Annotated in this window: 16 protein-coding genes; 10 read left to right on the top strand and 6 right to left on the bottom strand. The window is 38.8% G+C overall.

Annotation, left to right across the window (positions count from 1 at the left end):
• Positions 1 to 7 precede the first annotated feature (7 nt).
• Together H6541_06315 and H6541_06310 are read left to right on the top strand one after the other, a co-directional pair.
• Positions 8 to 769 carry a toxin-antitoxin system YwqK family antitoxin gene (locus H6541_06315; protein ID MCB9015394.1) on the top strand — a complete coding sequence of 254 codons (762 nt, stop codon included), beginning with the start codon at positions 8 to 10 and terminating at the stop codon, positions 767 to 769.
• 10 nt (positions 770 to 779) lie between these two features.
• Positions 780 to 1,262, top strand: coding sequence for a PaaI family thioesterase (locus H6541_06310; GenBank protein MCB9015393.1), 483 nt, complete (start codon positions 780 to 782; stop codon positions 1,260 to 1,262).
• 75 nt (positions 1,263 to 1,337) lie between these two features.
• On the opposite strand, the gene H6541_06305 is transcribed toward H6541_06310, so the two are convergent.
• The gene (locus H6541_06305) at positions 1,338 to 1,994 is read right to left on the bottom strand and encodes a CoA pyrophosphatase (protein MCB9015392.1); all 657 of its coding nucleotides are present in this window, start codon (positions 1,992 to 1,994) and stop codon (positions 1,338 to 1,340) included.
• Positions 1,995 to 2,113: 119 nt separating this feature from the next.
• Between H6541_06305 and H6541_06300 the strand changes: the two genes are divergently transcribed.
• The 7 genes from H6541_06300 (at position 2,114) to H6541_06270 (ending at position 8,688) form a co-directional block, all read left to right on the top strand.
• A complete protein-coding gene (locus tag H6541_06300; GenBank protein MCB9015391.1) occupies positions 2,114 to 2,386 on the top strand; it encodes an ATP-dependent Clp protease adaptor ClpS in 273 nt (90 codons plus the stop codon).
• Positions 2,387 to 2,503: 117 nt separating this feature from the next.
• Complete coding sequence (locus H6541_06295; protein ID MCB9015390.1) at positions 2,504 to 3,304, top strand: M48 family metallopeptidase; 801 nt, start codon at positions 2,504 to 2,506, stop codon at positions 3,302 to 3,304.
• 49 nt (positions 3,305 to 3,353) lie between these two features.
• Positions 3,354 to 3,821 (top strand): NfeD family protein, encoded by a 468-nt coding sequence (locus H6541_06290; GenBank protein MCB9015389.1) that lies wholly within the window; start codon positions 3,354 to 3,356, stop codon positions 3,819 to 3,821.
• A 5-nt stretch (positions 3,822 to 3,826) separates the two neighbouring features.
• On the top strand, positions 3,827 to 4,837 hold the full coding sequence (gene floA / locus H6541_06285; GenBank protein MCB9015388.1) for a flotillin-like protein FloA: 1,011 nt from the start codon (positions 3,827 to 3,829) through the stop codon (positions 4,835 to 4,837).
• Between the two features lie 95 nt (positions 4,838 to 4,932).
• Entirely contained in the window at positions 4,933 to 7,143 is a 2,211-nt protein-coding gene (locus tag H6541_06280) for a bifunctional (p)ppGpp synthetase/guanosine-3',5'-bis(diphosphate) 3'-pyrophosphohydrolase (protein MCB9015387.1), read from the top strand.
• Positions 7,144 to 7,150: 7 nt separating this feature from the next.
• Positions 7,151 to 7,621, top strand: coding sequence for a hypothetical protein (locus H6541_06275; protein ID MCB9015386.1), 471 nt, complete (start codon positions 7,151 to 7,153; stop codon positions 7,619 to 7,621).
• A 542-nt stretch (positions 7,622 to 8,163) separates the two neighbouring features.
• Entirely contained in the window at positions 8,164 to 8,688 is a 525-nt protein-coding gene (locus H6541_06270) for a hypothetical protein (GenBank protein MCB9015385.1), read from the top strand.
• Between the two features lie 29 nt (positions 8,689 to 8,717).
• Here the strand turns inward: H6541_06270 and H6541_06265 are convergent, their stop codons facing one another.
• The 5 genes from H6541_06265 to gyrA form a co-directional block, all read right to left on the bottom strand.
• The gene (locus H6541_06265) at positions 8,718 to 9,197 is read right to left on the bottom strand and encodes a hypothetical protein (protein MCB9015384.1); all 480 of its coding nucleotides are present in this window, start codon (positions 9,195 to 9,197) and stop codon (positions 8,718 to 8,720) included.
• Positions 9,198 to 9,253: 56 nt separating this feature from the next.
• Positions 9,254 to 9,556, bottom strand: coding sequence for a hypothetical protein (locus H6541_06260; protein MCB9015383.1), 303 nt, complete (start codon positions 9,554 to 9,556; stop codon positions 9,254 to 9,256).
• Between the two features lie 104 nt (positions 9,557 to 9,660).
• Positions 9,661 to 11,664, bottom strand: coding sequence for an alpha amylase C-terminal domain-containing protein (locus tag H6541_06255; protein MCB9015382.1), 2,004 nt, complete (start codon positions 11,662 to 11,664; stop codon positions 9,661 to 9,663).
• Between the two features lie 329 nt (positions 11,665 to 11,993).
• The gene (locus tag H6541_06250; GenBank protein ID MCB9015381.1) at positions 11,994 to 13,136 is read right to left on the bottom strand and encodes a tetratricopeptide repeat protein; all 1,143 of its coding nucleotides are present in this window, start codon (positions 13,134 to 13,136) and stop codon (positions 11,994 to 11,996) included.
• A gap of 58 nt (positions 13,137 to 13,194) precedes the next feature.
• Entirely contained in the window at positions 13,195 to 15,804 is a 2,610-nt protein-coding gene (gene gyrA, locus H6541_06245; GenBank protein MCB9015380.1) for a DNA gyrase subunit A, read from the bottom strand.
• Positions 15,805 to 16,125: 321 nt separating this feature from the next.
• Here gyrA and H6541_06240 point away from each other — a divergent pair, with 321 nt between their 5' ends.
• Positions 16,126 to 18,675 carry an ATP-dependent Clp protease ATP-binding subunit gene (locus H6541_06240; GenBank protein ID MCB9015379.1) on the top strand — a complete coding sequence of 850 codons (2,550 nt, stop codon included), beginning with the start codon at positions 16,126 to 16,128 and terminating at the stop codon, positions 18,673 to 18,675.
• The last annotated feature ends 2 nt before the right edge of the window (positions 18,676 to 18,677 follow it).

Raw genomic sequence — 18,677 nt, 5'->3', positions numbered from 1 at the left:
TTGTATGATGAAAAAACAATTCCTGACTTACTTATTGGTTGCTATTTTACCCGTTTGTTTACTTGCACAGGGAAATCAACCTATCAACAATACTGATTCCAAAGGTTTGAAACAGGGACGCTGGATTGAATTAAATAATAGTCTGGAATCAAGCGGGGATTATGTGAACAATATGAAAAATGGTATGTGGATTACACATTTTCAGGATAACAATATGCTTTACAAAATTGAGAATTTTGAAATGGATAAAAAGCAGGGGGTATTTATAGAATTGTCTAAAAGAGGTTCGCTCGTGTCGGAGCAGTATTTCACCAATGATATGCCCGATGGGCCCGTCAGACAATATGCGCCTAACGGGTTACTTTTGTCTAGTGGAAATTACCGGCAGGGTGTTTTACATGGAATTCAAACATCCTATTATGAAAATATGCAAAGTAAAAAATCAGAAGAATCTACTTTTTCAAATGGAGTTAAAGATGGCCCGTCAAGGTGGTTTAATACCGAAGGAGCCGTTATAGCCGAATACATTTATAGCAACGGAATGCTTCAGGGAGAGCAAAAATCTTTCTACAATGGTGAAAAAGTTAGAACCCTCGAAACTTATCTCAACAATATTCAGGAAGGGCCTTCAATCGAGTATTTTGAAAATGGCCAGATAAAAATAAATGGACAATATAAAAACGGACTAAAAGAGGGCAACTGGATGGAATATGATGAAAGTGGAAAGCTTATAAAGTCTGTTTCTTACTCTAAAGGCAATCTTCGTTAACAGATCAACCATGAGCAAAATAACGAATCCTTTTGTTAAACAGCCCGGCTATAACTGCTTTGGTTGTTCGCCTGATAATAAGTTTGGCCTCAAGCTCAGTTTTGTTGAAGAGGGAGAAGAAGTAATCGCACACTGGTTACCCCAACCTCAGTTTCAGGGGTGGAACAATACATTGCATGGTGGAATTCAAACCACCCTTTTGGATGAAATTGCCAGTTGGCTTGTTTTTGTCAAGCTAAACACTTCAGGAGTTACCTCAAGAATGGAGGTTAAACTCCGAAAACCGGTAGCTATGGACCAGGGAGCTCTGATTTTAAAAGCCAGACTTCGCGAAATGAAAAGAAATATTGCCGTGATTGACACCTGGCTTTATAGCCATCAAATGGAATTACTCACAGAAGCTGTTATGTATTATTATACCTTTCCAGCCGATATTGCCGCTGAAAAGTTCTGGTATCCTGGCAAGGAAGCTTTTTATGACGAGCCTGTCTGATAATTCTGACAATCTGTCAGATTGTTATCTAATCTCCTGAAAATAAAGTTGATATCTGTTTAATTTCGCAACAAATTAATCTGCCAATCCATTGGCTTTTATAATATATATCAACTCACTCAGAATCATAGCTGTAGCACCCCAAATAAGGTGATTTTGAAACATAAAACCAGGCACTTTCACCTGATTTCCATTTCTAAATGGTATTGAATATTCTTGCAACACGCCGTTGTTTGTGAAATACGAAAGCGGAACCGTAAAAATTTCAGCTACTTCTCTTTTATCAGCAATAAAACCTGGCTTCACCTCAGTTGTAGCCACAAATGGGCGAATAATAAAGTTACTGGGCGGAACAAACAAATCGCTCAGCTGTCCAACAATTTTGATATTTTTTTCTTCTAATCCAATCTCTTCATGAGATTCCCTTAATGCTGTATTCTCCAAACTTGAATCGGTTTCTTCAAATTTGCCCCCCGGAAACGCAACTTGCCCGCTGTGAACACCCTCATATTCAACTCTTTTAATAAATGCAGTGTGAACTTCTCTAACTTCATCAGGAAAAAGAAGTATCAATACACTGCTTTTTCGCGCTTGATCAATTCCTTTGCTGTTTTTTATCAACTCATTCCGATTGGACGGAGCAAGTATCTCGTGAGCCCTGGGTCCGGGTAACTCTGATAAAAGTGCAGAGGGCAATTTTTCAATAAAACGGTCAAACTTAATGGATGGCATTGTTCTTGTTAAATTAGTTGCAGAAACATAAAAAAGCCGATTAAGTGTAAATTAATTTACATTTATTGCGTATTTTTATGGGATTAAAAGAGGCAATGTTTAAACACCTGAATTTGAAAATGGTTAAGGAAAAAACGATTACAACGCACAAAGATAAGGAGCAGGTTGTTAGTAACCGCGAACTTGTTTTGTATAATGATGATTATAATACATTTGAATTTGTAATTGAAACACTTATTGATGTTTGTGATATTGAGCCTGTTCAGGCAGAACAAATCACACTGATTGTTCATTACAAGGGAAAATGTGGTGTAAAAAGCGGTTCAGAAACCGAACTTAAGCCTGAGTATAACGAAATGCTCAACCGTGGCCTTACGGTTTCCATCGAATAACCCTGAATGGGTAACAAATGAATTGTTTTAAAGTAATTCATCAATTCACCTTTCTGAATAAATTAGTTTCCTGAATAACCCATCATTGTTTCGGCCTGTAAACAAATTATTTTTCGAATGAAAAATCAGATTTTCGCAATAGTCTTAGGATTAGCACTGGCATTGACATCATGTTCAAAAGTGCCAATTACCGGTCGCCGGCAGTTTAACGTTGTACCCGGACAGATGATTTCTGAAATGAGTTTGACGAGTTATCAGGATTTTTTATCACAAAATCCTCCTATTCCGGAAAGCAATAAAAATACGCAACAGGTCAAACGCGTTGGACAAAAAATAGCTCAGGCAGTTGAGGAATATCTGATTAATAACGGGCAACAGGATAAAGTTTCGGCATACAAATGGGAATTTAATCTGGTTGAAAGCCCTGAAGTAAATGCTTGGTGTCTTCCTGGAGGTAAAGTAGTTGTTTATACGGGAATTCTTCCTTTGACCAAAGATGACGCAGGCCTGGCTGTCGTTATGGGCCATGAAATTGCGCATGCCGTGGCCAATCACGGAGGTGAAAGAATGAGTCAGCAGCTGGCTGTAGTTCTGGGAGGGGTGTCGCTCGACATTGCGTTACAGCAGAAACCCGCCCAAACCAGAGAATTGTTCAATATGGCTTATGGAATTGGCTCAACTTTAGGAACACTGGCTTATTCGCGAACCCACGAATATGAGGCCGATAAACTGGGAATGGTTTTTATGGCTATGGCTGGTTATGAGCCCGAACGTGCTGTCAGTTTCTGGGAAGAAATGGCTGCCATTCCCGGACAAGCCCCGCCTGAACTGCTTAGCACGCACCCCAGCAGTCAGAATAGAATCAAAGAACTTAGGAATTATATCCCTAATGCCCGTATTTATTTGAAAAAACAGTAATTTGCATCGTTTCTAAACGTATATTTGTAAAACATAGAATCAGGGTAAAATGTCATTGACACTTATTATCATATTAATCATCGCCGGTCTGCTTTTTATCATGCTTGAAGTTTTGGTAATTCCCGGAACTACAGTAGTTGGAATAGCAGGTTTCGCACTTTTGGTATTTTCGATTTGGGAGGCATACCATGTTTATGGAACTCCATCTGGTCATTATATACTCACAGGAACATTGGTTCTTTCTGGAATTGTAATTTATCTTTCATTCAAAACCAACACCTGGAACCGGTTGATGCTCAATACAGAAATAACCGGAAAGGTTAATGAAATTGACAATTCGAAAATACATGTTGGTGACGAAGGAAAAGCTGTTTCACGTATTTCTCCCTCAGGAAAGGCTGTTATTCATAACGAGTTTTTTGAGGTTCATACAAACGGAGATTTTATCGATCAGGAAACTGAAATAGTTGTTTCACAGCTTATTGATAATAAAATATTTGTTAAACGTAAAGTATAAAAACTATGGCTGAATCAGGCTTTTTGGTAATTGTAGCAATAGGAATTGCTTCCCTTTTCGGGTTATGGATAATTTTCTATTTTATCCCGGTAGGCCTTTGGTTTTCGGCATTGTTGTCGGGAGTCAGGGTTTCTTTATTACAACTGGTTTTTATGCGTTGGCGAAAAGTGCCACCCTCAGTAATTGTAACCGCTATGATTAATGCAACAAAAGCAGGTTTGTCAATTACACGGGATGAACTTGAAGCGCATTATCTGGCAGGCGGAAGAGTTAAACTAGTGGTGAATGCACTGATTTCAGCTGACAAAGCGAACATCCCCCTGAATTTTAAAGCTGCAACTGCCATTGATTTGGCAGGACGTGATGTTTTTGAGGCAGTGCAAATGTCAGTTAATCCAAAAGTTATTAATACGCCTCCGGTAGCTGCGGTTGCCAAGGATGGTATTCAGCTGATTGCTAAAGCCAGAGTAACCGTAAGAGCTAACATCAAACAATTAGTTGGAGGTGCAGGAGAGGAAACTATCCTGGCCAGGGTTGGCGAAGGTGTTGTTTCTTCTATTGGTTCAGCTGACTCACATAAAGCGGTTCTTGAAAATCCTGACTCTATCTCTAAGGTAGTACTATCGAAAGGTCTGGATTCCGGCACAGCTTTTGAAATTTTGTCCATCGATATCGCTGATATTGATGTTGGAAAAAACATTGGAGCTCAGCTTCAGATGGATCAGGCCAATGCCGACAAAAATATTGCCCAGGCAAAAGCTGAAGAACGCCGGGCTATGGCTGTTGCTAATGAACAGGAAATGAAAGCAAAAGCACAGGAAGCCCGCGCAAAGGTTATTGAAGCCGAAGCTGAAATTCCAAGAGCAATTGCTGACGCTTTCCGAACAGGCAATTTAGGTATTATGGATTATTATAAGTTTCAGAATATTCAGGCTGATACCCATATGCGTGAATCAATTGCTGAACCTCAAAAATCAAAACCGGGCACTAAAAGCCTTGATAATCCGCAAAAATAATCATACACGGATTTCAAACTTAAAAGCGCCCTGGTTTAATCAGGGCGCTTTTTTTAATTATTCCCAATGGCTTATCTTTGTTAAAGTAAATTGTTATGAATACACCCTTGGCACACATCGACAAACAAAAGATTGTTGTTCTTAAATACAGACAGCTTCTTCAGGCCTGTAAACCATTTTTAACACCATCAGGTCAAAAACAACTGCGAAAAGCTTTTATAGCAACCCTGAACATCCATGGTGACCATTTATACCAAACATCGGAGTCTTATTTTTGTCATTCAGTGGATGTCGCTATCATTGTTGCTAAAGAAATGGGGCTTGGATTAAGTTCTGTAATTGCAGCTATGCTTCACAATATTAGCCATGACGATAACAAATTTGCAGAGCTTGTCAGCGAGCTGAAACTTCCTGAAGTCGCTGTAATCTGCAGTAATTTAAATCGCCTTAATCAGCTCCCGACTGAAAAGCTTACCGATAATGCAGAAAACTTCAGTAGTCTTTTACTCTCCCTCGCTGATGATGTCAGGTCGGTACTTATCCAACTGGCTGACAGGTTGCATCATATGCGTAAAATAGAAAGCTTGCCGGATGCAAAAAAAAGGGAAATTGCTTTGCAAACCTCAGATTTATATGCACCTCTGGCCCACAAACTCGGACTTTACAGAGTAAAAGGAGAATTGGATGAGCTTTCGCTTCATTATAACAACCCCATTGCTTATCAAACAATTTCGGCCAATATTGCAAAGGCAATAAGTGATAGTAGCGACTTTATCATAGAGTTTCTGGATCCTATAAAAGCTGAACTTAGCAGAATGGGCCTTGATTTTGTGATTAAAAACCGTACAAAATCAGTTTCATCGGTTTTTACCAAGATGAAAAAGCAACAGGTTGACTTCGAGGAAGTTTTTGATTTGTTTGCCATCAGAATTATACTAAACAGCTCAATTTCTGATGAAAAGGCCGATTGCTGGAAAGCTTATTCAGTAGTTACTAATTTATATAAACCTGAGCCCAAAAGGCTGCGCGACTGGATAACAATACCGCGCCCAAATGGCTACGAATCGTTACATGTAACTGTTTTAGGCCCGGGCAAAAGATGGGTTGAAGTGCAAATAAGGACCTTGCGAATGGATGAAGAGGCTGAATCAGGCAATGCGGCCCACTGGCGTTATAAAGGCCAGAAAGGGTCTGTTGAAACTGATGAATGGCTCAACTCTATCAGAAAAATTCTTGAAAATCCGGAAGAATCAGAAGAGGCTTTATCATCAGGAACAAAACCGGTGGCTGCCGAAAATACAATTTATGTTTTTACGCCTGAAGGCGATCTCAAAAAGCTCAGAGCAGGTTCAACTGTACTCGATTTTGCCTTTGAAGTCCATACCAACCTTGGAGCAAAATGCAGCGGAGGAAGAGTAAACAAAAAAATAGTTCCCATCAGACATCTCCTGAAAAATGGAGATCAGGTGGAAATCATTACTTCCCGTAATCAAAATCCCAACATTGACTGGCTGGGCTGGGTTACCACCAGCAGGGCAAAAACCAAAATAAAACGATACCTGAAAGAAGCTGAATTTAAACAGGCTGAGGCTGGTAAAGACATTTTCAGAAGAAAAATCGCTCAATTAAAGATTACCAAAGAAGATGAGGCCATCAATAAGCTTGTTGCATTCTTCAAACTTTCCGGCCCTCTTGATTTATTTCAAAAACTGGCGGAAAGTAAAATTGAACCTTCGGCAATCAAAGATATTGTTATAGGAACAACAAAAGCTGAAGACGAAAAAATTGAATCAAAACCCAAACCCCCGGTAAAGGCTGAACCACTCAAAACCAACCGAACCTCCGAGAATGTAATCATTGTTAACGAAAACTCTGAGATTGAGGGATATAAGCTGGCTCGTTGTTGTAACCCGGTAATGGGTGATGAAATTTTTGGTTTCATTACCGTTAGTGATGGAATTAAAATTCACCGGATTTCATGCCCCAATGCCTCCAGAATGCGCACACGATTCCCTTACCGCTCAATGGATGCACAATGGTCAAAACCTGTTGAAGGAACTTACTTTATCTCAACAGTAAAAATAAGCGGATTTGATCAGCTTGGAATTTTAAGCTCTATCACCAACCTGATTTCAAATGAACTCAAAATGGACGTGAGAACCATTTCTCTTGATAGTAAAAATGGTAAATTTGACGGGCTGATCAAAGTGAGTATTCGGGATACCAAACACCTTGACTTACTGATGAAAAGGTTGCTATCAATTAAAGGAATTATTAAAGCAACGCGTCAAAGCTCCTCAAATTGAATTATATATGACTGCGCCAGCCTGGTTTAATAATAAAGTTAAATTGAATGAAGGCGATGTTTCTTTGTTCCAATATATTAAACTGGTTCAATTATCAGACCATGAAGAATATATGATTCTTGAAGACAACACAGGCGTCAGACATCTTGTGCCATACAAATATTACCTGAACTATGGTTTTGAACCAGGTATGGAATTAACTTGTAAAGTAGATCGCATAAATTGTACAGGAAGAGTTTTTCTTGAACCAGCACACCCAATATACACTGAAGGAGCAAGTTATGAGTTTAGAATAATTTCTGTTGAAGATCATATTCAGATGAATTCAGACAAAATTACTGTTACCATTGCAGATGTATTTAACAATTGTATTCGTTGTGAAATACATCCGGGCACATCAGACTTTCATGCAGATGAAAAAATCATTCTTAAAGTAAAAGGCTTTAAAAAAGGTAAACCGGTTTTGGTTGCGGAATAGCCCGGTAATCCTGAAAGGGGAGGAGTTTTAATAAAAATGTCAGACACAGGATATTAACAATTGTTCATATCTTTTGTTCGTAATGTGTTGATAATCAAATTTAAAAAACACTTGACAAAGGGATGAAATTATATTAATTTTACAAAACCAGACCAACGATATGGTGAAAAATTTCGGGAGGTGAAAGTGAATCAGCTGAAAAGCAGAAACACCTGACCAAATGGCCGGAGACAACCAGAAACGAACTGCAAGGGGAGTAGCTGAAAAATCGAAAGGTACAATAACCGGAATCCTTTTCAAAAAACTACAGCTTAGGTTGTAAAGTTTTGAAGATGGTAAGTTAAGGATTACCTCACGGGGAAAATCAATAACAAGGCACCAAAACAATAATCTGGAGTCAGCAACAGATCAAGGTCTGATGCTTGACTAAAGGGAAACAACTCCGCAAGGGTAGTTTCCCTTTTGTATTTTTAAGTATTCTGATATTTCAGGAGAATAGCTATTTTTGCTTTCCTTAGGTTTATGTCAGCTATCTGCCATCATTGGAAAAAGAACTAAAAAATATTCTGCTTCAGGAACAATCCAGAGCCAATACCGACCTGGTTGTACGTATAATTATGGCTCATCCGGCACTATTTGACACCTTGTGGTCATTCATATTTAAAAATGAAGATCCATTAAGCAGAAGAGCCGCCTGGGCTGCCGATTATTGTGCCGAAATTAATCCTGAGTTTTTGATAAACAAGATCGGAAGGCTCTCATCAGGTTTGGTCAACTTCAGTAGCGATGGGCTGAAAAGGCATGCTCTGAGAATGATATCAAGATCGGATTTGCCAAAAGATGAATTGGGAATTTTAGCTGACACCTGCTTCAACTGGCTGCAATCTGACAATGAAAGTATTGCAGTTAAAGTACACTGCATGGTTATTCTCAAGAAAATCTCAGATAATATCCCTGAAATCAGGCGTGAACTGTATGATATAATTGAAATTCAAATGAATGAAGCAAGTTCCGGTTTTAGAAATACAGGTAAGAAAATTCTGAAAAGCTTAATTTTTAGAAATTAAATACCCGGTAAACTTTCCTTGATACCTGATTAAATATTTCCGGCAAGCATTCCTGCGCCGAAAACCAATAAGAACATGATAAAAATCAAGTAAACAGCAATAAAACCAATAGTAATTATACCAACTGTTCTAAAATGCAGTTTTAAATTATATAAAGCACTGCTCATTAAATTACCGTTAGAAGAAGCTATGGCCTGGCGCACCAGTTTTGTAAAACGAAACAGATAGATGATTGGAAAAAGATAAATTACCCCAAGTAATAAATACACCAGTCCTGTAACAATTGCTGGCAATGCTGTTGGCTCACTTTCCTGGTTAAGCATGGGCAGAACAATAATTGAAATAATCCCGGCTACAAACATGAAAACCAAGGCAATAATCCCTAAAACAGCAAAGAAACTGGTCCATTTTCTTGTTTCAGCCAGAGAATGAATGGCTTCAGCATTTAAAACGATAGATGGTAATTCCTGAGTAAGCTGGTCATTTTTAGTCAACAGAGTATCTTCCATGATTCTGGTTTATAAATTATATACATAAAAAAACAGCCTTGCCGGCTGTTTAATAATTATTCGTCAATTTCAGCAGAAGGTTCATTCTCCTGATATCCTTCGTCAACTTCCTTATCATCGCTGGTGTCATCCAGATTATCATCATCATTAAGGCTTCCCTTTGTATCAATCTTTACAGGGACCTTAACAAGATAACTGGCTTCTTCAGTATCAACAGTAATTGCATAAAAAAAATCGTCACCCTTTGTATTTACTTTAATCACATGATTAGAGTACCCTAAAGGATATTTTTTTCTGATGGCTTCAAGTACCTCAGGAGAAACATTACTATAACTAATTACCAAACGTTTTCGTTCCATAAAATAGGCTAATTATTAAAAAAGTTTGCAATAATAATAAACTTAATCAGAATAAAGATTAACCAGGTGTTAAAAATATTTAAAAACCGGTAATTTTCCAACAATCAGGTTTCAGATAAAACCAGCGCAGATCTGTTGGTGACATACAGTTTTAGCATATTTAATTCACCAACAGTTTGATAAGTAAGTTGTTCATCAATTCGCCCATGTCCTCCGTATTTTTTATTGTCACTACAAAGTACAACTTTATAACTTCCCTGTTTTGGCAAATGAATACCATAATCGGGCAGACTGTTAAAGGGATTGAAATTAAAAATAAAAATCAATTTTCCACGGGAAAATGCAATTATTTTATTGTCAATATCAATATGAAGTTGATTTGCAAATTCATCGTTAAGCACCCGGTATGATTTTATAATTTCTATCATATCCTGGTCAAACAACGCCATAAACCTGTACTTCAATTCAGGATTGGTTGCCAGTGACCATTGCCTGCGTGCAAAGTGATAGCTCCAATTATTGCCCTCACGCGGGAAATCAATCCATTCAGGATGCCCGAACTCATTTCCCATAAAATTCAGGTATGCCTGGCCTCCTAATGAAATAGTAAAAAGTCGGATTAACTTATGCAGAGCAATTCCACGATCAACTATCAGACTGGCATCGTCTTTTCCCATGTGCCAGTACATTTCCTGATCCATTAACCAGAATGCCAGAGTTTTATCACCAACCAACGCCTGATCATGCGATTCAGCATAAGCAACTGTTCGTACGCCGGGCAAACGGTTGTTCATAACGTGCCATAATTCCTCTACATTCCAATCTTCATCTCTTGACTCTTTTAAGAGCTTAATCCAGAAATCGGGAATGCCCATTCCAAGTCTGTAATCAAATCCAATACCACCTTCGGCAATCGAAGATGCAAGTCCGGGCATCCCAGTCACATCCTCGGCTATGGTAACGGTTTCTTTTTTAATGGAGTGAATGAGTTTATTGGCAAGTTGCAGGTAGGTAATAGCGTCCCATTCAACTCCATCAGTAAAGTATTTTTGTGGCGAATCAATTGTTTCGTTTCCGTGATGAAAATACATCATAGACCCCACGCCATCAAATCTGAAACCATCAAAATGAAATTCCTTTAACCAATATTTTACATTAGAGAGCAAAAACTGTAAAACTTCAGTTTTGCCATAATCAAACAACATGGAATCCCACTGAGGATGCAACCCGCGCTCACCTGAATGAAAATACTGACTGTCAGAACCATCAAACATATTGAGGCCTTCATTCACATTCTTAACGGTGTGAGAATGAACAATATCCATAATAACGGCAATCCCCATTTCATGTGCTGTCTTTATCAGGAATTTCAATTCTTCAGGTGTGCCAAATCGCGATGAAGGAGCAAAAAAGTTAGCTACATGGTATCCAAAAGAACCATAATAAGGATGTTCCTGAATAGCCATCATCTGAATCGCATTATACCCGCATTGCTTGACCCATGGAAGCACATTCTGAGCAAATTCAATGTAAGTTCCTATGCCGGCTTTTTCCTGCGCCATGCCAACATGACACTCATAAATAAACAAGTTTTTAGCAGGAGGGAGGCTTCTCCGATCATTGCCCCAGTTAAAGCGCTTAAACCATAGCTGTCCTGAATAGTTCTTGGTATCTTCATCCTGTACAACCCTTGTAATATATGCCGGAATTCGCGGAAGAAACCCGTTAGCTCCATCAACCCACACTTTAATTTTACTTCCATGCACAAACTTATCACCATAGGCTGATTCTTCAATAAAAATCTCCCATATACCATTATCAATGCGGTGTAACGGATGTGACAACGGGTCCCAATCATTGAAATCGCCGGATAGAAACAACGCATGAGCTGCTGGCGCCCATTCACGATAAAACCAACCTTTTAATTTTTTATCATAATTAATGCCCAGAAATTTATAAGCATCAGCAAATTTGCCAAGACTGCCATATTCCTGCTCAATGATTGATAATTTATCTTGAAAGCGCTGATATCGATTTGTAACATCATGAACTACAGGATTTAGCCATGGGTCTGATTTTACGATTCCTGGTATTTTATCTGATTTCATTGTATAGATCTTGTGGTTTCAAACAAATTAAACCCGCTGAAGTTTGTGGGAAACTAATTTCAGTTTTTTTTCTTAAAATTAGGAATTATAATCCAGCGTAATTTATTAATTCACATTTTTTTTTACGCTTTAAATAATCGCAATATGTAACAGTCAATGAAATAAATGATGCCAATTTTTACAACCATAAAATGTTACATAATTTATATTATGTCAAATATCAAATTTCCAAACCTGCCCTCCTTTATCAAAATTAAATACATCATTAGTTATCCCTCATCAAAAAAAAAGGCTGCATAAAGCAGCCTCTTTTAAAAAATCATCAGCAATTATAATCCACTGAGTTTTTCTTCAATCTCTTTGCGTTTATCAGCCATACCAAGTCTTGTATAAATTTCTTTGAGTGACAAAAGCGTGCTCTTGTCTTCAGAATTTAATCTGGCTGCATTTTCCAAATGAGGAATTGATTTACGAAGAATATCATCAGCCTGCAGTTTGAGTTTATCATATTCAGCAGTTTCTGATAACGGCAGTTTATTTGCTTTTTCAATCAGCAATGCAGCTTCGTTTACATATAAAGCGCCCAGGTTGTAACTAGCTTCAAAGTAATCAGGATTTAATTCAATTGCTTTGATATAACTTTTTTCAGCGGAAGCCACATCATTCATCAGAGCATAGTTTACACCTACTGCATAATGAATTGTAGGATTTTCCGGATCTTTCTTAATTGCTTCGCTCAGATTTGCCATTGCTTTATCATTTTGATTTGAAGCAAGGTAAATATTGGTTTCAGCAATTAAAAGGTTGAAATTATCGGGATATTTAACCCTACCGGCCTGGATAGTTGCAATAGCAGTAGTTGTATCTTTCATTTCGAGATAAATACTTGACAATGAATTATAAACCAATGGCTGAGGGTAATTCAATTCAATAATACGATTGTAATACTCAATTGCTTTGGGGAAATTTTTTCCATTTTCAGCAGATAAACCTGCATTGAAAATTGAAAGAGTGTCAATGTTGCCATAAGAAGCATTTACATCAGCAGCCCTTTCAAAGGAAGAAAGAGCACATGCAAAGTCTTCAGCACTGAAACATTTAACACCTTGATTATAAAGCTGTTCACTAATAACGAAAATATTTTGAATAGCTTCGGTGTAATATTCCTTTTTGGTATCAAGTTCAAGTAATCTTTTGTATGATTCATATGCTTTGGTTAAAGCATTAGCGTCCAGACTTTTGTATTCCGGATTTTCGCTCATATGAATTTGCAGATAGATATTACCACGGTAGAACCAGGTTTTAGGATCATTCATTGTTGAAGGATCGGAAATGGTTGGCTCAATATTTTGCATGGCTTTGTCTAACTGACCTTTACGCAGATCATTGAATGCTGTGGTTCGCATTGCTTTTTGACCAAAAGCAACTGTGATGGCCAACATCATTAAGAGAATTAGTGATGATTTTTTCATTGTTTTTTGTTTAAAAGTTTAATACCCTCCTGTTAGAGCGTGCAAATATAAAATATTATTACTCAGTATCAATTTCCGGGCCAATCTCTTCATCAGTTTCATCGGCCTCTGTATCAGGCGATGCGCCATCTGAATCTTCTTCAACCGGGAAAGTGTCATATGCGGTTTCAGGGATTTCAACTGAAATTGAATCATCTGAATCGTCCATATCATTTGTTTCGTCAGCTTCAACTTTCGTTACAGCTGCAATTGAATCATTATCTCTGAGGTTGATAAGTCTAACACCCTGAGTAGCACGTCCCATAACTCTCAATTCTGAAACGCCCAGCCTGATAATTAATCCTGACCGGTTGATAATCATAAGGTCATCTGAATCCGTTACAGAATCAATAGAAATAAGCTGTCCTGTTTTTTCGGTGATATTCAAGGTTTTCACCCCTTTTCCACCTCTGTTGGTTACCCGGTAATCATCGAGTTTTGAGCGTTTTCCGTAGCCATTTTCAGAAACTACCAGAATATCGAAATTGTTGTTTTCCATACAAATCATTCCAACAACTTCATCATTATCGCCTGATAGTGTAATGCCTCTGACTCCGCTTGCATTCCGGCCCATCGGTCTGACGGTATTTTCATTAAATCTGATGGCGCGTCCGGATTTCAGCGCCATTACCACTTCGCTTGAACCATTGGTCATTCTGGCTTCGAGCAGTGTATCATCTTCACGTATAGTAATGGCATTGATACCGTTTTGTCTTGGTCGTGAATAAGCTTCCAGTGAAGTTTTCTTGATTACACCCTTTCTGGTACAGAGGATTATAAAGTTGTTATTGATATACTCTTCATCCTTGATACTTTTCAAATTAATATAAGCGCGGATTTTATCGTCCGGTTCTATATTAATCATGTTTTGAATAGCCCGGCCTTTTGAAGTTTTTGAGCCTTCCGAAATTTCGAAAACCCTCAGCCAGAAGACCTTCCCTTTTTCGGTAAAGAATAACATGTAATTATGCATGGAGGCTACAAACAGGTGTTCAAGGAAATCTTCGTCCCTGATATCGGAGCCTTTGGCGCCACGTCCTCCCCTGTTCTGTTTCCGGTATTCCGACAAAGGTGTCCGTTTAATATAGCCCATGTGTGAAATTGTAATGACTACATTTTCATCAGCGATAGTATCTTCAATTTTAAAATCGCTGGCAGCATAAACGATTTCAGTTCTGGCTTCATCACCATAATTTTGTTTGATGGCAGCAAGTTCCTTTTTGATGATTTCCATCCTCAGGTCTTCGTTGGCCAAAACATCATGGTAATAATCAATCATTTTCAGAAGTTCGTTGTATTCTTCATGAATTTTATCACGCTCCAGCCCTGTTAAACGCTGCAATCTCATATCGAGAACGGCTCTTGCCTGAATTTCAGAAAGATTAAATCTCTCAATCAAGCCATTACGGGCTTCTTCAGGAGTTTTTGAGGCTCTGATAAGGGCAATAACTTCATCGAGGTGATCAAGTGCAATCAGCAAACCTTGCAAAATATGCGCTCTTTTCTCAGCTTCATTCAAATCATATTGGGTTCGCCTGATTACAACTTCATGCCGGTGTTCCACGAAATAATGAATCAGCTGTTTGAGGTTAAGCAGCATTGGCCGGCCTTTAACAAGACAGATGTTATTTACGCTGAATGAAGTTTGCAGCTGAGTAAGCTGATAAAGTTTATTGAGCACTACATTTGTAATGGCATCACGCTTAAGTTCATACACGATGCGCATACCACTGCGGTCAGATTCATCGCGGATATCTGAAATGCCTTCAATTTTTTTGTCGTTTATCAGGTCGGCCGTTTTTTTAATCATTTCGGCCTTATTTACCTGATAAGGGATGGCATTCACAATAATGCTTTCCCGTCCGTGTGCATCAGTTTCAATTTTAGTTTCAGCACGCATGACAATTCTGCCCCTTCCGGTTTCATACGCATCCTTAACGCCTTCGTAGCCATAAATAATGCCACCGGTAGGAAAATCGGGAGCTTTAATAAACTTCATCAGCTCCGGTATGGTAATATCTTTGTTATCGATATATGCGATGATACCATCGATGACTTCACTTAAATTGTGAGGTGGCATATTGGTAGCCATACCAACCGCAATACCTGAAGCTCCGTTGATAAGAAGATTGGGAAGTTGGGCCGGCAAAACAGTAGGTTCTTCGAGCGAATCATCGAAATTCAACTGAAAATCAACTGTATTTTTATTAATGTCGGCAAGCATTTCTTCGGCAATCTTTCTCAGACGCGCCTCCGTATAACGCATAGCAGCGGGGCTGTCACCATCAATTGAGCCAAAGTTACCCTGTCCGTCAACCAAAGGATATCTGAGAGACCACTCCTGAGCCATTCTGACCATGGCATCATATACAGATGTATCGCCATGTGGATGGTATTTACCCAGCACCTCCCCTACTATTCTGGCGCTTTTCTTGTATGGTCTGTTAGAAAATACACCCAGATCAAGCATTCCGTACAAAACACGGCGATGAACAGGTTTAAGACCATCGCGCACATCAGGTAAAGCCCTCGACACAATTACCGACATTGAATAGTCGATATAGGCCGATTTCATCTGGTTTTCAATATTTACTTTTACAATTTTTTCGCCATCGGCTTGATTTTCCATCACTTATATCTAATCAAATTAAAAAATCCTCAATCCCGTTAAAGGGTTACGAAGGTAGATATTTTTAGCTTACGATCCGCGTATTCTTTATAGTAAATTAGCTGATTTACTAACAACTTAATGTTAAGAATTTAAAAACGGCATTGTATTTGATTAATCAAGGTGAATTATCTTTACATTGTTTGTTTTTCGCATGAAGCCTGCTTGTCAAATAGCTGTATTTTTAAGCTTTCTTGCAGAACATAATATGTAATAAATTGTTATAAATCAAGGTGCCGGAAATTATCTCCGGGAAAACGGAAACCTCTAATGATATTTGAAATGGAAGCTAAATTTTCGCAACGTGTTAAAGACGTTTTGACATACAGCCGGGAAGAGTCGTTAAGGCTTGGAAATGATTATATTGGCGTTGAACATCTTCTTCTGGGAATTATCCGGGAAGGTGAAGGAATGGCAATTCAGATAATGAATTTGCTCAATGTTGACACCAACGAAGTGCGAAAAACAATTGAAGGAACAATTGGCACAAATATAAAACGTGACAAATCGGCAGAAAACCTGCCATTGGTGAAGCAAGCTGAAAGAGCTTTGAAACTTACATACCTTGAAGCCAAGATGTTTAACAGCGAACTAATTGGAACTGAGCATCTTTTACTTGCCATTCTCAAGGATGATGACAATCTTGTTACCAGTACCCTGGGAAAATATGGTGTTGATTACGACGCTGTGCGCGATGAGCTCAAATCCATCATCAGCAATGAAGAAAACACTGCTTTTGAATCACCACGCAGTGAATTGCCCGGTAGTTCATCTGAAGATGAAGGAGATGAAAGCCGGTCGTTTGGAGCGCCCAGAAAAGCCGGAGATTCTAAATCAAAAACCCCGGTACTCGATAATTTTGGCCGTGATTTAACCAAAGCTGCTGAAGAAGGCCGACTCGATCCGATTGTAGGCCGGGAAAAAGAACTTGAACGGATAGCCCAGATTCTGAGCCGCAGAAAAAAGAATAATCCTATTCTCATAGGTGAACCAGGCGTTGGTAAATCAGCTATTGCCGAAGGACTTGCCTTAAGAATTATTGCCAGAAAAGTTTCAAGAGTGCTGTTTAACAAGCGGATTTTCACCCTCGATTTAGCCTCGCTGGTGGCAGGCACAAAATATCGCGGTCAGTTTGAAGAACGCATGAAAGCTGTGCTGAATGAACTTGAGAAGAACCGTGATATTATTCTGTTTATTGATGAAATTCATACGATTGTAGGAGCTGGTAATGCATCAGGGTCGCTTGATGCCAGCAATATGTTTAAACCAGCGCTTGCCAGAGGTGAAATACAATGTATTGGAGCAACCACGCTGGATGAATACAGACAGTATATTGAAAAAGACGGTGCATTGGAAAGACGGTTCCAAAAAATACTTGTTGACCCTACCTCCATTGAGGAAACTGTCGAAATATTGAACAATATAAAGGAAAAATACGAAGATCATCACCTGGTCAAATATGCTCCTGAAGCAATTAAGGCCTGCGTAAGTCTTACCAACAGATACCTTACCGATCGCTACCTGCCCGATAAAGCCATTGATGCGCTTGACGAAGCCGGTGCACGGGTACACATCACCAATATGCAGGTTCCTGTTGAGATCCTTGAACTTGAAACCAGAATTGAAGAAGTTAAAAAGCTTAAAAACAAAGCAATACACAGTCAAAAGTTTGAAGAAGCTGCAAAATACCGCGATTCCGAACGAAAGCTTATGATTGAGCTTGATGCCGCAAAGAACAGATGGGAAGAAGATTCAAAAGTTCATCGGGTGGAAGTAAGCGAAGAAAATGTGGCCGAGGTGGTAGCCATGATGACAGGTGTTCCTGTTCAGCGTATTGCCCAGAATGAAAGCGACAGATTGTTGAATATGGAAGAGGACTTATCTGGTTCTGTTATTGGTCAGAATGAAGCAATTAAAAAGATTGTAAAAGCCATCAGACGCAACAGAGCCGGACTGAAAGACCCGAACAAACCTATCGGAACATTTATCTTCCTTGGCCCGACAGGTGTAGGAAAAACACATCTTGCCAAAGTGTTGGCCAAATACCTTTTTGATTCTGAAGATACTCTTGTCAGAATTGACATGAGTGAATATATGGAGAAATTTGCTGTTTCAAGACTTGTTGGAGCGCCTCCGGGTTATGTTGGTTATGAAGAAGGTGGTCAGCTTACTGAAAAAGTCAGGCGCAAACCTTATTCTATCGTTTTGCTCGATGAAATTGAAAAAGCACACCCTGATATTTTCCATATATTGCTTCAGGTACTTGACGATGGTATACTCACCGACAGTCTTGGACGAAAGGTGGATTTCAAAAATACCATTGTCATTATGACATCCAACATCGGGTCAAGACAATTAAAAGATTTCGGACAAGGTGTTGGCTTTTCAACAAGTGCCAAGCTTTCGGGAAGTTCAAGTCATGCTCAAGGGGTGATTGAAAATGCCCTTAAACGTTCTTTTGCTCCTGAATTCTTAAACAGGATTGACGATATTGTTATTTTCGATTCTCTTGAACGGGAAGATATTCATAAGATTATTGATATTGAATTATCAAGCCTTGTGAAAAGAATTGCTGAAATGGGATATCACCTTGAAGTGACTACCAAAGCCAAAGATTTTATTGTTGAGAAAGGATGGGATTCACAATTTGGAGCCCGGCCGCTGAAAAGAGCTATTCAAAAATATATTGAAGATGCCCTCGCTGAAGAAATTATTAAAGCAAAGGTTCATGAAGGCGACCTTATAACAATTGATTATGAGGACAATGAGGCTGAATTGAAAATTGGCATCTCTAACAATTCAAAAGAGGCTGAAATCATTACTGAAGGGTAATC

The sequence above is a fragment of the Lentimicrobiaceae bacterium genome, assembly GCA_020636745.1.
Taxonomy (GTDB): Bacteria; Bacteroidota; Bacteroidia; order Bacteroidales; family Lentimicrobiaceae; genus Lentimicrobium.
This window is presented reverse-complemented; position numbering and strand designations above follow the sequence as displayed.

Coding starts and splice junctions, on each gene's coding strand:
- H6541_06315 (MCB9015394.1), top strand. CDS start 8: ATGAAAAAACAATTCCTGACTTACTTATTGGTTGCTATTTTACCCGTT.
- H6541_06310 (MCB9015393.1), top strand. CDS start 780: ATGAGCAAAATAACGAATCCTTTTGTTAAACAGCCCGGCTATAACTGC.
- H6541_06305 (MCB9015392.1), bottom strand. CDS start 1,994: ATGCCATCCATTAAGTTTGACCGTTTTATTGAAAAATTGCCCTCTGCA.
- H6541_06300 (MCB9015391.1), top strand. CDS start 2,114: ATGGTTAAGGAAAAAACGATTACAACGCACAAAGATAAGGAGCAGGTT.
- H6541_06295 (MCB9015390.1), top strand. CDS start 2,504: ATGAAAAATCAGATTTTCGCAATAGTCTTAGGATTAGCACTGGCATTG.
- H6541_06290 (MCB9015389.1), top strand. CDS start 3,354: ATGTCATTGACACTTATTATCATATTAATCATCGCCGGTCTGCTTTTT.
- floA (MCB9015388.1), top strand. CDS start 3,827: ATGGCTGAATCAGGCTTTTTGGTAATTGTAGCAATAGGAATTGCTTCC.
- H6541_06280 (MCB9015387.1), top strand. CDS start 4,933: ATGAATACACCCTTGGCACACATCGACAAACAAAAGATTGTTGTTCTT.
- H6541_06275 (MCB9015386.1), top strand. CDS start 7,151: ATGACTGCGCCAGCCTGGTTTAATAATAAAGTTAAATTGAATGAAGGC.
- H6541_06265 (MCB9015384.1), bottom strand. CDS start 9,197: ATGGAAGATACTCTGTTGACTAAAAATGACCAGCTTACTCAGGAATTA.
- H6541_06260 (MCB9015383.1), bottom strand. CDS start 9,556: ATGGAACGAAAACGTTTGGTAATTAGTTATAGTAATGTTTCTCCTGAG.
- H6541_06255 (MCB9015382.1), bottom strand. CDS start 11,664: ATGAAATCAGATAAAATACCAGGAATCGTAAAATCAGACCCATGGCTA.
- H6541_06250 (MCB9015381.1), bottom strand. CDS start 13,136: ATGAAAAAATCATCACTAATTCTCTTAATGATGTTGGCCATCACAGTT.
- gyrA (MCB9015380.1), bottom strand. CDS start 15,804: ATGGAAAATCAAGCCGATGGCGAAAAAATTGTAAAAGTAAATATTGAA.
- H6541_06240 (MCB9015379.1), top strand. CDS start 16,126: ATGGAAGCTAAATTTTCGCAACGTGTTAAAGACGTTTTGACATACAGC.